The organism is Mesorhizobium sp. M1396 (assembly GCF_040317725.1).
GTDB lineage: Bacteria > Pseudomonadota > Alphaproteobacteria > Rhizobiales > Rhizobiaceae > Mesorhizobium.
Map to the genome: position 1 here is coordinate 1 of NZ_JAMYLA010000091.1, position 12,413 is coordinate 12,413.

At 58.7% G+C, this 12,413-nt stretch carries 16 protein-coding genes and 2 pseudogenes; 10 read left to right on the forward strand and 8 right to left on the reverse strand.

Annotated features, from left to right (window positions below; all coding sequences use genetic code 11):
* The coding region (locus NKH02_RS32675; protein WP_352883907.1) for an NADP-dependent oxidoreductase at positions 1-743 on the forward strand (743 nt) is incomplete at its 5' end.
* A 192-nt stretch (positions 744-935) separates the two neighbouring features.
* On the opposite strand, the gene NKH02_RS32680 is transcribed toward NKH02_RS32675, so the two are convergent.
* Positions 936-1,505: a TetR/AcrR family transcriptional regulator gene (locus NKH02_RS32680; RefSeq protein ID WP_352869778.1), complete on the reverse strand. Its 570-nt coding sequence runs from the start codon at positions 1,503-1,505 to the stop codon at positions 936-938.
* 104 nt (positions 1,506-1,609) lie between these two features.
* Here NKH02_RS32680 and NKH02_RS32685 point away from each other — a divergent pair, with 104 nt between their 5' ends.
* Together NKH02_RS32685 and NKH02_RS34640 are read left to right on the forward strand one after the other, a co-directional pair.
* On the forward strand, positions 1,610-2,578 hold the full coding sequence (locus NKH02_RS32685) for an enoyl-CoA hydratase/isomerase family protein (protein WP_352869780.1): 969 nt from the start codon (positions 1,610-1,612) through the stop codon (positions 2,576-2,578).
* A gap of 753 nt (positions 2,579-3,331) precedes the next feature.
* Positions 3,332-3,412: pseudogene (locus tag NKH02_RS34640) on the forward strand (spore coat protein U domain-containing protein); the annotation flags it as partial.
* A gap of 164 nt (positions 3,413-3,576) precedes the next feature.
* Here the strand turns inward: NKH02_RS34640 and NKH02_RS32695 are convergent.
* Positions 3,577-3,978 (reverse strand): diguanylate cyclase domain-containing protein, encoded by a 402-nt coding sequence (locus NKH02_RS32695; protein ID WP_352869782.1) that lies wholly within the window; start codon positions 3,976-3,978, stop codon positions 3,577-3,579.
* A gap of 364 nt (positions 3,979-4,342) precedes the next feature.
* Here NKH02_RS32695 and NKH02_RS32700 point away from each other — a divergent pair, with 364 nt between their 5' ends.
* Positions 4,343-4,504: a hypothetical protein gene (locus NKH02_RS32700; RefSeq protein ID WP_352869784.1), complete on the forward strand. Its 162-nt coding sequence runs from the start codon at positions 4,343-4,345 to the stop codon at positions 4,502-4,504.
* A gap of 150 nt (positions 4,505-4,654) precedes the next feature.
* On the opposite strand, the gene NKH02_RS32705 is transcribed toward NKH02_RS32700, so the two are convergent.
* The gene (locus NKH02_RS32705) at positions 4,655-5,344 is read right to left on the reverse strand and encodes a GDSL-type esterase/lipase family protein (RefSeq protein ID WP_352883909.1); all 690 of its coding nucleotides are present in this window, start codon (positions 5,342-5,344) and stop codon (positions 4,655-4,657) included.
* Positions 5,345-5,388: 44 nt separating this feature from the next.
* A pseudogene (locus tag NKH02_RS32710) lies at positions 5,389-5,544 on the reverse strand (histidine kinase); the annotation flags it as partial.
* Positions 5,545-5,747: 203 nt separating this feature from the next.
* Here NKH02_RS32710 and NKH02_RS32715 point away from each other — a divergent pair.
* On the forward strand, positions 5,748-6,161 hold the full coding sequence (locus NKH02_RS32715; protein ID WP_352883910.1) for an AI-2E family transporter: 414 nt from the start codon (positions 5,748-5,750) through the stop codon (positions 6,159-6,161).
* On the opposite strand, the gene NKH02_RS32720 is transcribed toward NKH02_RS32715, so the two are convergent.
* On the reverse strand, positions 6,121-6,702 hold the full coding sequence (locus tag NKH02_RS32720) for a hypothetical protein (RefSeq protein ID WP_352883911.1): 582 nt from the start codon (positions 6,700-6,702) through the stop codon (positions 6,121-6,123). The genes NKH02_RS32715 and NKH02_RS32720 overlap by 41 nt on opposite strands.
* A gap of 177 nt (positions 6,703-6,879) precedes the next feature.
* Here NKH02_RS32720 and NKH02_RS32725 point away from each other — a divergent pair, with 177 nt between their 5' ends.
* A complete protein-coding gene (locus NKH02_RS32725) occupies positions 6,880-7,059 on the forward strand; it encodes a hypothetical protein (protein WP_352883913.1) in 180 nt (59 codons plus the stop codon).
* A gap of 33 nt (positions 7,060-7,092) precedes the next feature.
* On the opposite strand, the gene NKH02_RS32730 is transcribed toward NKH02_RS32725, so the two are convergent.
* The 3 genes from NKH02_RS32730 to NKH02_RS32740 all read right to left on the reverse strand — a co-directional run bounded on the left by NKH02_RS32730 (position 7,093) and on the right by NKH02_RS32740 (position 9,113).
* On the reverse strand, positions 7,093-8,337 hold the full coding sequence (locus tag NKH02_RS32730) for a type II toxin-antitoxin system HipA family toxin (protein ID WP_352869793.1): 1,245 nt from the start codon (positions 8,335-8,337) through the stop codon (positions 7,093-7,095).
* Positions 8,330-8,644: a helix-turn-helix domain-containing protein gene (locus tag NKH02_RS32735; protein WP_352869871.1), complete on the reverse strand. Its 315-nt coding sequence runs from the start codon at positions 8,642-8,644 to the stop codon at positions 8,330-8,332. Before NKH02_RS32735 ends, NKH02_RS32730 begins: the two co-directional genes overlap by 8 nt.
* 277 nt (positions 8,645-8,921) lie before the next feature.
* Positions 8,922-9,113, reverse strand: coding sequence for a hypothetical protein (locus NKH02_RS32740; protein ID WP_352869795.1), 192 nt, complete (start codon positions 9,111-9,113; stop codon positions 8,922-8,924).
* A 282-nt stretch (positions 9,114-9,395) separates the two neighbouring features.
* Here NKH02_RS32740 and NKH02_RS32745 point away from each other — a divergent pair, with 282 nt between their 5' ends.
* The 4 genes from NKH02_RS32745 to NKH02_RS32760 all read left to right on the forward strand — a co-directional run bounded on the left by NKH02_RS32745 (position 9,396) and on the right by NKH02_RS32760 (position 11,783).
* Positions 9,396-9,575: a hypothetical protein gene (locus NKH02_RS32745; RefSeq protein WP_352869797.1), complete on the forward strand. Its 180-nt coding sequence runs from the start codon at positions 9,396-9,398 to the stop codon at positions 9,573-9,575.
* Positions 9,576-10,872: 1,297 nt separating this feature from the next.
* Complete coding sequence (locus NKH02_RS32750; RefSeq protein ID WP_352883914.1) at positions 10,873-11,193, forward strand: hypothetical protein; 321 nt, start codon at positions 10,873-10,875, stop codon at positions 11,191-11,193.
* 99 nt (positions 11,194-11,292) lie between these two features.
* Positions 11,293-11,586, forward strand: coding sequence for a MutS-related protein (locus NKH02_RS32755; RefSeq protein WP_352883915.1), 294 nt, complete (start codon positions 11,293-11,295; stop codon positions 11,584-11,586).
* A complete protein-coding gene (locus NKH02_RS32760) occupies positions 11,583-11,783 on the forward strand; it encodes a P-loop NTPase family protein (protein ID WP_352869802.1) in 201 nt (66 codons plus the stop codon). Before NKH02_RS32755 ends, NKH02_RS32760 begins: the two co-directional genes overlap by 4 nt.
* Positions 11,784-12,413 lie beyond the last annotated feature (630 nt).

Sequence of the window (12,413 nt, forward strand, 5' to 3'; positions counted from 1 at the left end):
TCTATGCGCGGCCGCGCGATGGCCGGATCGGGACATTCGCCGAGTTCATCGCCATGGATGAAGCCGACGTGGCCTTGAAGCCCAACAATCTCAGCATGGAAGAGGCGGCCTCGATCCCCCTGGTCGGTCTGACTGCCTGGCAGGCGCTCATCGAAAGGGCAAACCTGAAGAAGGGCCAGAAGGTCTTCATTCAAGCCGGTTCCGGCGGCGTGGGGACATTCGCCATCCAACTGGCAAAGCACCTCGGCGCGACGGTTGCGACCACCGCCAGCGCGGCAAGTGTCGATCTGGTCAAGGGGCTCGGCGCCGATGTCGTCGTCGACTACAGGAAAGATGACTTTGAGAAAGTCCTGTCGGGCTACGATGTCGTCTTGAACAGCCAGGACGCCAAAACGCTTGAAAAGTCCCTGAATGTGCTGAAACCGGGTGGGAAGTTGATCTCCATCTCCGGTCCGCCGGATCCCGACTTTGCCCGGGAAAAGGAACTGAACCCCGTGCTGAGGCTGATACTACGCTTGTTGAGCCGCGGTATCCGGACCAAAGCCAAACGCCGGGGCGTGGGGTTTTCGTTTCTTTTCATGTGGGCGCAGGGTGATCAGCTGGGCAAGATCACGTCGCTCATCGAATCCGGAGCAATCCGCCCGGTTGTCGATCGTATCTTTCCGTTCGAAGCGACCAATGAGGCTCTGGCCTATGTCGAGACAGGACGTGCCAAGGGCAAGGTGGTCATCAAGGTCAAATAGCAGTTCCCTTTTTTGGAACGCAAGACGGCCTATATCCGCTCATGGCGCTACTTGCTCGTTCCGGTGGCCGCCGACCGACTGTAAGAAGCGAGCGAGTTCGGGTGCCTCTTTCAAGGCAGGTTCTGCCCGACAAGAATCACCGTTTGTTCTCCCTAAGCGTTGTTTAGCGTACTTTCAAGGCGATGCCCTCTATTATCGTGGTCGAACAAGGGTACGTGCTGCCTCTGCCCCCGCCGTCAGGATGCGGTCGGACAGTTCTGCGTCGTCAACCGTCCGGGCCAGTTGCAGCGAACCGATAAGGGTTGCGAAGACAGCCATCGCGACGCTTTCCCGGTCGGCAACCTGTGGATCGAGTTGATCGGCCAGTTGATGCACCAGGGGCCGTACATGCTCGGTGTAGAGGTGACGCGTCTCGGCTGGCTCACGGCCGAGCTCGGACAGCAATGCCGAAGATGCGCATCCAATGCCGGGGTTGTCCCGATGCGCAGCCGACAGATAGGTGTCGATCACCATGTCAGGCCCGCCGGCGACCAGCAGTTCCGCAATCTGTTGTGACTGTTCTTCCAGCGCCGCCGACACACTCTCGCCGACCAGCGCCGCCTTCGATTTGAAGTGCGGATAGAAAGCCCCGTTGGTCAGGCCGGCCTCGGTCATGATGCCGGCTAGTCCGGTGGCGGCAATGCCGTCGGAGCGGAACTTCTGCGCTGCAATCTCCACGATGCGGCGCTTGGATGCCTCCTTCCGGCCCTTTTCGTAGCGCATGTCTGCTCCTGCGTTTCCACCATTGCATTATTATCGTAAGGTATATAAGTGATTGCCATGCAATAACACGTCGCTGGTAAGAGTTCCAGCGTTTGGAGACAGCGATGGCCTCAGATTCCAGAAAAACCGCGACAGGGACCCATGGTCATATCGATGTTGAAGAGCACGGCAAGGTACTCGTCGCTCGTATCGATGGAGGACCGCATGCCTTGTTCGATGCTGCGCTTACCAAGCAACTAAAAGAGCTCGTTGATCGCGCAGACCGTGACCCGAACATTCATGCAGTCGTCTTCACTGGCACGCACCCCGATCGATTCTTGAGCCACTCTGATGTTACGTGGCTCCAACAGGGTGGTATCGGGTTCCCGCCGATCAACACGCGCATCGCCGGAATTGTCACTCGCATGGCGAGACTCATCAATAGAATCCCGATCGTTAGAACGCTTGCGGGAATGACGCGACTCAAGACGCTTTTGCAGCTCGATAGCTTTCACGCGACTTTCCTGAAGATGAATGCAAGCGGCACTATCTTTGTCGCGGCACTCAATGGCTCAGCGCTTGCCGTTGGCGCGGAGTTCGCTTGGGCGTGTGATTTGCGTATCATGGCGGACGGTGACTTTGTCATCGGCCTTTCCGAAGTCCTACTCGCGCTTACACCAGGCGGTGGCGGCTCCCAGCGACTACCTCGCTTAATTGGCGCCCAGCGATCGTTAGCCGCCATTCTCGAAGGCAAGCCGTTCACGCCAGCAGAAGCCCTCGCGCTTGGCGCAGTCGACGAGGTCGTTCCTCAGGACGAGGTGCTTGCACGAGCCATAGAACGCGCAGAATATCTGAGCCGCCGACCCAAGCAATCTCTTGGGGCGATCAAGCGATCCATCTACTTTGGCAGCTCGCTCCCGCTGGAAGAGGGCCTGCAGCTCGAGCATGCTGAGTTTCTGGTGAGGGATCAGTCCAAGGAAGCTCAGCAGTTGATGCTCAACTACATTGCTGCGACGGAAGCGACCGGCGAGCTGCCACTTATGGACCGGAAGATCTATGCGCGTGCGCTGACCGCGGGGCGTTTGGGCGACTAGCGGCTCCAGTCCGCTTGTGTCACCCGCCCGCCATCGAGGGCACTACACGCGGTCGGTCCAACTGGCTGACCGTCGATTAGCCCTGCTTTGATCCATTCAAGCGTTCGCTGACGAGTGGCGTGGGCGCGCGGCGGCGCTGAATAATGCGCGCCAAGGATATTGGCCGTATTCCGTCGAAAATCCGCAGAGCGAAACTGCCTTGACTCTGCCAGCCGCGACGGGTCAGCTCCGGATTGTTGATGTGACTCCCTCGACGGCAGCTTTTGGGAAATCGCTGCGCCAGCCGGTTTAACCCACGATGGTTGGAGCTGGCGTTGAGGCATCCTGACCTCGTAGTGTTGATCGAGAGTGGATCGAGCTAAACAGAAGCATAGTCCTCGGCCGTCAATGCTCGCGGCTATTCCTGGAATTGCGCCCCCACCTTCTATTGATCGGAGGCCTGACCAAAGTCTTATTTTATCGGCGCAAAGGTCCTATGGAACCGCATTGGTTCTGGGAACGATCCCCGGATGTTCTGTATTTTAGTCAATACTCACTTAGAGAAACTGCTGGGAGCGAGTATACTTTAGCTCAGACTAACGGTTCCCCTTTGCCGGGTTTAAGGCGAAAAAGTAATAAGAAATGGAGGGCGAGAGACACGAGCATAATGTCGTTGAGACGTCAGGGGGTCGGCGCGCGACCATAAGCGCCGCTGGGGGGAAACGCGATGAATGCTACCAGTTTGCAATTGCTCACATTTTCGCCTTCAACGACAATAGGGCGGTGCAGAACCTGACCGTCTATGGCCGGGTGCCGCCGCAGATGACGCCCTCGGCCGGCGTCTATACCGATACAGGTCACGATCACGCCGTATGCCTGGCGGTCGTAACCGATCACAAATTCCTCGGAGGCGCCGTCCAACTTGCCTTTCAGGCCGGCCTCGAGTGCCGCACCGCTACCATCGACGAAGGTGACCAGCGCCGACAAGGACACAGCCGGACGGCGCAAGACGGCTGGGGCTAAGTGGCTCGCCTCCAAAGGCTAACCTGCCTTGCCTGCATAAGAGTTGAACGCACCGCGTCCACCATGCTTGCTGCGTAAAGGGCGAGGTCGGCTTTCCGCAAGAGTTCGTCCAACGAAAGACCATCATCGGGCGCAACCGATATCCCAATGCTGGTGCCGATGGACACCGTGCACCCGCAGACCTCGAACGGCTCCTGCATTGCCGCCACCAGACGACCTGCCAGGACCGCGGCACTGACTGGCGATGAATATCGGTCTGCACAATGGCGAACTCGTCGCCGCCGAGACGAGCGACCGTGTCGTGCTCGCGCCGCTTGCACTGGCCTTTTTGGCGTGGCGAGCGCTACGAACTGTCGACGCCAATAGGTCGGAACGTTTCCGGTGCTGCCAAGAGACATGCCTTTGGCCCGCCGAAACTTCGTCCATCCATCGCGCAGGCCCTTTGGCGGGCCAACTTTCTGCCAGGAACCATTCCGTCCCGGTTGGGTTCGGCGTGTAGGCACATGTTCCGAAAGCCCCGAACATGACAGAACTTGATCGCTCAAGGCAGAAGGCTATTGCCGAAATCGTGCGGCGTTGGATGGGCACGGAAGTCCTCCGCCGGCACCTGCGCAAGCTCCTCAACTGGCGGTTCGAACCTGATCTGCCGCCCAACGTTGCTACATTGGTTGATGAATTGACCGCACAGGACCCGATGCCAAGCGGGACGACACACAATCACAGCGCTAAACACTCTGCCCCCCGATGACGCAGCGATACAATATGGTAAAAACGCCTGAAGGCACGTGGGACATCATCGACATGTTCACCGGCATGCCTGTTGTCGAGGTGGGTGTTCCATTGATCGACATGCCCATCGATGAGGCCGACGATCTGGTTGATCTTCTCAACTTTCGCGACAGGAAGCGGCGGCAAGACAGCTAAGGCCACCGAGTCTGCCATATTGGCCCTAGCGGCCCGGCGTCGAGGGTGGAGGGGCTGGCGCTGAGCCTAAACCGGTACGGGGTACTTCGCCTGCTGCATTAATATGTGCTTAAGCTAATGTACGTGCAAAGGGGTTCTTCAGACGGGTGTTCAACGCTGTTGCACCTGCGCGAGCAGCGCCTCAACCATAGGGAGCATGTTTCTAACGATGATCGCATCGCCCGCTGCATTTGGGTGGTCGTTGTCCGCTTGCAGCAACTCCCGATGCCCAGTCACGCCCTCCTTGAAGTCGGCGTAGAGCAAGTCTCCATGCTTGGTCGCCAGCTCGGAGAACATCTTTGAAAAGGGCTCGGCATAGTCAGCCCCCTGCCCAGCAGACAGCATAGACGAGCAATAGTCATAGGCCGCGGTTCCAACCACCAGCACGGGAACGCGCTTCTGGTCGAGGATAGTCAGAATCTGGTCGAGGTTCGCGCGCGTATGATCCAGGTCGATACGAGCGCAATCGTTCTGACCCAGTTCAACGATGACAACGTGGTTTGCAGGGTTCGCCTGCAGGTCAAGGCCCTCCTTGGATTCCGCCAGCCAAGCGAGACCCCGTTTGCTGGTCCCCGTGTACCCCACCTCGGCAATTGTCACTGGGTGCCCGGCAGCGTTCAGCCCAGACTTTAGCTTGGTCGCAAAGCTCTCAGTGGGAGCTACTCCACCGCTGTTGATGTAACTGTCGCCGAGGGTGACGATTGTCGGAAGTGCATCCTCGGCATCCACGTTGCCGGCTAACCCCAACATTGCGGAAAATGCGGCAAGGGCCCCAAACGAAACGTCACGCACTTTTGTCATGGTCTACCTCCCTGCGGGACCATTAGGGCCTATCCTGGCCTAACGTCCATGGCAGTCTTCTCAGGGATGATCGTCTCCAGGAGCAGGCGCAGTGCCGGAATGTCCCACTGGCCGTCGCCTAGCGCATAAAGCAGGGCGCCGTGTGTCTCGTCGGGGTCGACCTTGAAGGTCTGATAGAAGGAGCGGCTGGCCGCCACCAAGCTCAAAGCCGATCTGAAGGCGCCTTCGCCTCCCGTTCGGCCCTTGTTACACACTTGCCGGCTTCGTGTCCCGAATTGAATCGAACCGGCGCGTCACGACAACGTGCCAGTCGGACCGTTCGGTCGGAACCTGCAAGCGCGTATAGCTGCTGACGTTGCACGCCAGCTAAATGATCATGGTGGGCTGGCGACGCTAGGTATCAATGGCGGCAAATCGTCGAAACGGCATTTACCCATTAGAGCTCGGCCTGGCGGGCATTCTTTCCGCAGCCAACACCCGTCCGCGCACCTCATTGCCCAGCGTCGCTATCATCGGGACAGCGGTTGCGGCGCTGTATTTCGGGCGCGAAGTGTTCCTGCGGATCGCCATTGCGCTGCTTTTGACCTTCGCGCTTGCGCCCGTGGTGTCGGCTTTGAAGCGCGTCGGCATTCCCCGCCTTCCCGCTGTCATCGTCAGTGTGCTCGGTGCTTTCGCGGCACTCGCTCTGTTCTCTTTCATTGCCGCATCGCAGGTTAGCGAACTGGCGCAGAACATCCCGGCCTACCAGACAAACATCCTGACGAAGATCTGGTCGCTCAAGGAAACGGAGCAGGAGGAGGGATCATTGCCAGATTGAGCCAGGTGATCGAGCGCGTCGCGCGATCGATCTGCAGGAAACGTCGCCGCCCGCCGCCGACACGCCAAACCTCGACGACAGCGCACACGAAGAAGCGGTCGAAGAGGATGAGCCGGCCGCCGCCGGGTACGGCAAGAGGGATGCGGGAAAAGAAACAGCCGGGGAGGGCAAGGAAGCCGAGGACGACAACGGGGTGCAGCCACATGCGGCCGGGGCTGAAGCGCCATGCCTGATCCAGCGCGCCGGCCATCAGCCGCTTGCCGAAGCCACGGCCGATCAAGGAGGGGAACAGGGCGCTGCTGTTGTACAATTCGACCATGCCGAGATACGCGCCGGCCTCGTCATGATGTAATAGAGATGCTGGCGCGGAACGGCAAAATGTGCCGCGATCTCGGCATCGGACATTGCGGAAACGCGATCCCACAGCCCAGGGCGCGCCGATCTCGAGGAAGATTGCCCGATGGGAAGCGCAGTCGGGCATTGTGATCCGGGTCAACGCCAGAGGTTGCGCGAGATCGGGCTGCGGAGCGCGCGCCTCCATTCACGTCACCGGATTGGCGAACTTGCCAAGCCACAGGCGCCGGTAGCCAATGGAAAGATCGGTGATTTCGGCTGGCATCGTGTCTTAGCTGATCAACGCATTCCTCGTCATGTCTTCCAGACAGCAGTATCGGCGTGCTGCATCCGATGCGAACTCCCAGCGGCATCGAACGGGTGCGTGGCCGATATGGCGTTGGGCTGGATTTCCTCGGCAAAATCTATCCTCGAGGAGCCGATCCAGGAGGTGGACGGTAACATGCGGGCGGCCAAGGAGCGCACGACGAGCTACATCGGCCGCTACAGCGCCAGGCTACATATCGGCGAGGCCTTCATTTCGGAAATCGATCTGCGCAAGTAAAGGAAATCCATCCCATCGCCGCGATTCCCCTCCTTATGCGGCACAGGTGCCGAGTATCGGGGTCATCGTTTTCACATGCTCATCAATCCGCTCGAGCACCTTCTCCGGAATAACGGCCCGTTCCGGAAGGCTCCACCAATGATCGTTGACGCGCTCGACGACCTTGATCACCGTCCTCAGCACGGCCGGCTCTGGCAGCCTTGCACGGTTGGCCAACGCCTTCCATCGAGGGGCAGCGAGCGCCTTGAAGGAGCGTTCGCCGCCGAGCGAGAGCGCCATCGAGTCGGCGGGATTATAGGGCACGGTCGACAGGACGTCATAAATTGGCGCAAGCTCTGGCTTGTCGCCCGTGCCCCGGTAGATCAGCGACCAGTTTTTGAGGTGCATGTCGCCGTTGCCGGTGATGACCGTCAGCGCCAGACGGCGCACGAATTCGAGCGCGGCCGTCGGCGAGACGGCCGCGCTCATGGCTGAGGCAATGTCATGATATGCGGCGCCCTCATATTTGCGCGAGGGATAGACACCGAAAACCTGCGCGAAATCCTCGATATGGACGCGCTCACGACCAGCGACGCGATCGAAGCGTTTGACGAGGAGAACCTTGCCGTCCGACAGCGTGTCGAACTCCTCGGGAATTCCCTCGAAATCGGATTTCTCGACAAGCTCGCGCTCGGGCACGTCCATGCCGATCGCCGCCGCCAGCGCTAGGTTGGCAAACTCATTTTCAGAGACGCCGGGGAACGCCGACGATGGAAATTTGGCGATGTACTGGCCTTGCTCGTCGCCCATAGGCAAGGTCAACCCACCTCCCTTGCCGGTGTTCTTCATCACAGAGAGTTTCATCTGTACGCCCGCGAGCGAGAACCGGGCTTTTGGCCTATCCTTTGAGGCATCCTCGGCAACCGCCGTCGTGGCATCGCTCGGCAAGACACGCACGGCGCCGGGAAGATCCGCACCCAGCGCGGCCAGCAGATCAAAATCGTTTCCTGCGCGCACATTGCCTGCGTGGTGTTTCTCCATCGCTTCGCGCAGTTTGTCTTCTGGAAGAAGGTTGGCGAAGAATGCAGGTAAGGCCCCGGCAAGAGGCTTTGGATCCTTCCGCAATCCTCCTGCCGCCGCGCGGAAAGAAAGGCTAAGGATGGGAAAGCCCCCGGTCGCTCGATAGGCGTCGTCGAAATTGAACGCATTGAAATCGCCTGGCGTCCTGACGATCGTTCCGACCTTCAGATCGTTCAGCAGCACGTCAAGGGAGGGGATGGCCTTGGGTGCTTTAAACATTCGGGGGACGATCATCCTCGTCGGGTTGGGAAACAAAGGCGGGGAGATCGTCGTCATGCGGCCGCAGCAAGGACTTGACGGCAGGAACCATGGACTGTGGGATCAGCATCATTTCCAGGCCTAGGGCGCGGGTGATGTTCATCAGGGTGGTCGCACGTGCCGCGGCTGCGCCCGTTTCGATGTCGCGATATCGGGGACGCGATATGCCGGCCATGTCGGCGACCTGCTCCTGCGTCAGCGACGCGGTAAGCCGCGCCTGCTTCAGCAGGTGACCTATTTCAAGCAGGGCCGCAGATTCCGATGGCATGGTGATACTTATGCGTTTCCCAGACTGGTTTGATACGCATAAGCATCTTTTCCTCCATTAATGTCAAGGAGTCTGATCTGTTTGAAGATCATTTGTGATATAAATGAACTGTTTGGGGATCGCGACGCAAGAAGTTGCACGCTGGTCATCCCTCAAAGAGCGGCAAATGGCCGGCGCGACTTTAGGCAACGCTGCTTCACTAGCAGCCGGGCCGGCCATCTGCAGTACGCTGGGCCGAGACCGCACACTGCCTGCGAGGGATCCGGCAAGCGCGCCGCTATTCGGTCTTTGCCGGCACTTCTTTCTTTATAGTTTGAGTGTCCGCAGCCTTCGACATATCGGCCTTCTCGACGCTCGCTGTTTTCTGCGTTTCGACCGATGCCTGTACCTTCTCGTGATATGGGCAATCGGCATGGGCAGCGGATACGGACAGGGTCAGCGCGGCGGCCATTGTGAGGAATGTTTTCATCGTCTCCTCCTCATTCGTTGAAGACGCATCGTAACCTGTCTGGTGCCGACCCGAAAATCACATTCCAACTCTAGGCCAAGGGGTACTTCAAGACCCGGTCGACTCCACGCCCCGCACCAACAAAGACGTCATCCCGCAGGTTTTCGGATTATTTTTAGGGCGCGGAACACTAATGAAGCGCACTGCGGAAGGCACTGGTTATCTCTGCGATGATTGACAACACACCGGCCGCGACTGCGATGAGGCGACGATCATCGCGCCGGGGATTGCGAGGATCGGACTATGAAAGACAATATTCGCCATTACATGGAGAGCGCTGTGACCCTGGACTACATCATCCCGACCGTCGACACAGCGAACGGGGATATGATCCTGGTGTTCAAGACCGAAGACGCCAATGGCGGGCGCTCATTCCGCATGTATCCCGAGAGGGTGCGCAGTTTCGTTCCCATTTCTCCCTGACGATCCGGTAGAAGGCGAACTGACTCCCTGAAATCATTCCGCACACGAAACGATCAAGCCACTGCCTCACGGTGACGGGCTTTTTCGTTGCCATCATCGGCCGGCGTCGAGTTCATCCCCGAGAATGGCGGCGGCGCTGGCGTGAGGCTGCGGAAAAGATAAGTCGCGCGTTATATTTTCTGCTGCGCGATGCAGAACCATAGGAGTACGATCGAGGTCGCATTGACGAATACTCGACTTGGCAACTATATGTCGGTAATGGGCATAACATTCGCTGTCTCGGTCGCGAACTTGTTTCTGATATTCAGCTTCGCTCACACAGCACCAGCTTCAGCAAAACTGGCGCTAGCCTTGTCAGTTTTTAAGATATCCTGTTTCGGCGCTCTCGCAGGAAGGTCAACTCTCCAGGAGATCAAGGCACTCAACCAAGACTATATCGAGGCGAAACTGGAAACCCACCACGCGAGGTACGCCGCCGAGGTCCCGACAGATTTGTTCGCCCCGTTGACGGTAGGTCTCCTCGTCTTGATTGGGTTGGTACAACTCTGGATGCTGTTTACTATTTGAGGCGACTGATCGGGTCGTAGAGCAGCGCCTGGCGGGCTCAGCAAGAAGATATTGGTAGCCGTTCGTCGTCATCCACCGAGCGCGGGCAGCCGTGACCGTTCATGGTGAAGATGCGGACCTTGCCGGCGTCAAAGACGATCTGCGATCGATAGCCGTCGAACTTGACCTCGTGAATCCATCCGCCCCCCTCGGAAGGTTCCTCTACGAGCGGCGGAGCGCCGCACGGAAAAAGGCCTGGTGGCCCGTGCCCTGCCTCCCCCGTCAGGGCGCTGCGGCATTGTCAGGTTCGCAAGGCGGCTGGCCTTTGAAGTCACGAGCAAGGCATCCATACTCGTCGAACGTCTGCCCGGTTTCCCTCGCAGCTTTGGCCATACCGCAGCCCGATATGGCCAGGCAGGAGAGCAGAGCAATCGCAGTTCTCTTAGCGAGCATCGATTCATGTCTGTCTCGGGGTAACTTAAAAGCAAGGATTCCCGTCCGGAAAAACGCGAGGCTGCATTGTGACTTCTCTGACATCTGACATTCCTCTGACAGCTTCGTCATAAGGCTTCGAACATCCTCCCGGCAGGGCTCCAGTCCCCTATTGGCCGGCGCTGCGGGACAGGAGAAATGGATCGGACGCGGTAGCCGCCTGAGCCTGGCGCGTGCGGGTGATGCCCCCATCTCCCGTCCGGACCGCACCGCGTCCTTAAAGCCCATTTAGCATGCCATTGAGGTGTGAGAGGGTAACATGCCAGTGAACGACGAGCGCAACCAACCCCTCCGCCGCTCGTTGACCCTGGTTGATCCCAGCACTCCAGGCCCTGCCGCCTTCCCACAGGCGGGCTTTTTTGATCTCAGCAAGATCCTCAAAGGCTCAGAGCAGCAGGTGAATTGCCAGAAGCTCGATGATCAGCAAAACGGCGCACACCGCGCCCCCAAGGGCATAGCCTCGCCAGTACTGGCGGATATCCTCATCGGTTTGGAATGCTTCTACCCAGAGCGCTTGAGGGGCGAGGCCAAGGCAAATGGGGACCGGCATCGTGGCGGGCACGACTGTATCACGCGCTAAGGCAGGTCGATCCGACATGCAGGCGGCCCTCTCGACCGCGAACAAGTCAGCATATTAGTTGTCTCTAACTAATGGCGCAATCGCCTTCGACTGTCCGACGTGCACAGGCACACATTCGCCGGTCTGTATGACATCTGCCTTGCTCTTACCAAAGGGCAGCGGGTCGTCGGCAATGATCTGGATGCGGACGACAAGAACATGGTCGTCATCACCGGCGCCAACCAGGGCGGCAAGTCAACGTTTCTGCGCGGGGTTGGCCTTGCGCAATTGATGATGCAATGCGGCATGTTCGTGCCGGCGGCCTTTTGCGGCAGTGTCTGTGATGGCGTCTTCACACACTACAAGCGCGGGGAGGATGCCACGATGAAGAGCGGCAAGCTGGACGAAGAATGAGCGAGATCGTGGATCATATGGCATCCGGCTCAATGGTCCTGTTCAACGAGTCGTTTGCCGCGACGAACGAAAGAGAGGGATCGCAGATCGTAACCCAAATCGTAAATGCGCTGACCGAGGAGGGATCACGGTCTTCTTCGTCACGCATCTGTACGAGTTTGCACATGATCTTCACGACACGAAACGGCCTGGCGTGAAATTCCTGCGTGCCGAAAGGCAGGCGGATGGCTCACGAACTTTCAAGTTGAGTGAGGCTGAGCCGTTGCAGACAAGCTACGGCGAAGATCTGTATCATAGGATATTCGAGGCCCCTTCGACCGGCTATGAATCCCACCAGTAGTAGCATGCATGCCGCAAGTCCAAGCACGCGGGGAGGCCGGGTCGTAGAGGCAGGACGATCTGAGGACCTTTTTGACAATCCGCAGAGTCCACGTCTTCGGCGCTTTTTGATGCTGTGCATGCCCGGCCACGTGCGTGATGATCTACAGTCCACGTTAATAGCGATAGGGACGAGGATAAACTAATCCGTCACTTTACACGCGGAAGATCGTTTGGAATGCGAACTTCGCAGGCGACCGCAGAATGAGCTCGGCTCTTCGCGGGTACCACTCTCCACAATGCGCCAAACGCGGCCGCTCTCGTAGGATAGCGAGTAGCCACCTGCGGTTATTCTCGGACGGGAGAAACCCGATCGCTGCCCCAACGAGATTGCCGCTCTCGCGGCTCTTCAAATGGCGCGCAGAGTTGTGTGCGTCAAGTTCTGCAAAAATGGCGTGGCATCGCGGTGACGTCGGGGTGTCCGTCGCGCAGCCCCCGTGTTTAGCGGA

Coding starts and splice junctions, on each gene's coding strand:
- NKH02_RS32740 (WP_352869795.1), bottom strand. CDS start 9,113: ATGAAAACATTCCTCACAATGGCCGCCGCGCTGACCCTGTCCGTATCC.
- NKH02_RS32730 (WP_352869793.1), bottom strand. CDS start 8,337: ATGTTTAAAGCACCCAAGGCCATCCCCTCCCTTGACGTGCTGCTGAAC.
- NKH02_RS32760 (WP_352869802.1), top strand. CDS start 11,583: ATGAGCGAGATCGTGGATCATATGGCATCCGGCTCAATGGTCCTGTTC.
- NKH02_RS32745 (WP_352869797.1), top strand. CDS start 9,396: ATGAAAGACAATATTCGCCATTACATGGAGAGCGCTGTGACCCTGGAC.
- NKH02_RS32700 (WP_352869784.1), top strand. CDS start 4,343: ATGGTAAAAACGCCTGAAGGCACGTGGGACATCATCGACATGTTCACC.
- NKH02_RS32720 (WP_352883911.1), bottom strand. CDS start 6,702: ATGGAGGCGCGCGCTCCGCAGCCCGATCTCGCGCAACCTCTGGCGTTG.
- NKH02_RS32680 (WP_352869778.1), bottom strand. CDS start 1,505: ATGCGCTACGAAAAGGGCCGGAAGGAGGCATCCAAGCGCCGCATCGTG.
- NKH02_RS32750 (WP_352883914.1), top strand. CDS start 10,873: ATGCCAGTGAACGACGAGCGCAACCAACCCCTCCGCCGCTCGTTGACC.
- NKH02_RS32695 (WP_352869782.1), bottom strand. CDS start 3,978: ATGTCTCTTGGCAGCACCGGAAACGTTCCGACCTATTGGCGTCGACAG.
- NKH02_RS32735 (WP_352869871.1), bottom strand. CDS start 8,644: ATGCCATCGGAATCTGCGGCCCTGCTTGAAATAGGTCACCTGCTGAAG.
- NKH02_RS32685 (WP_352869780.1), top strand. CDS start 1,610: ATGGCCTCAGATTCCAGAAAAACCGCGACAGGGACCCATGGTCATATC.
- NKH02_RS32715 (WP_352883910.1), top strand. CDS start 5,748: ATGGCGGCAAATCGTCGAAACGGCATTTACCCATTAGAGCTCGGCCTG.
- NKH02_RS32705 (WP_352883909.1), bottom strand. CDS start 5,344: ATGACAAAAGTGCGTGACGTTTCGTTTGGGGCCCTTGCCGCATTTTCC.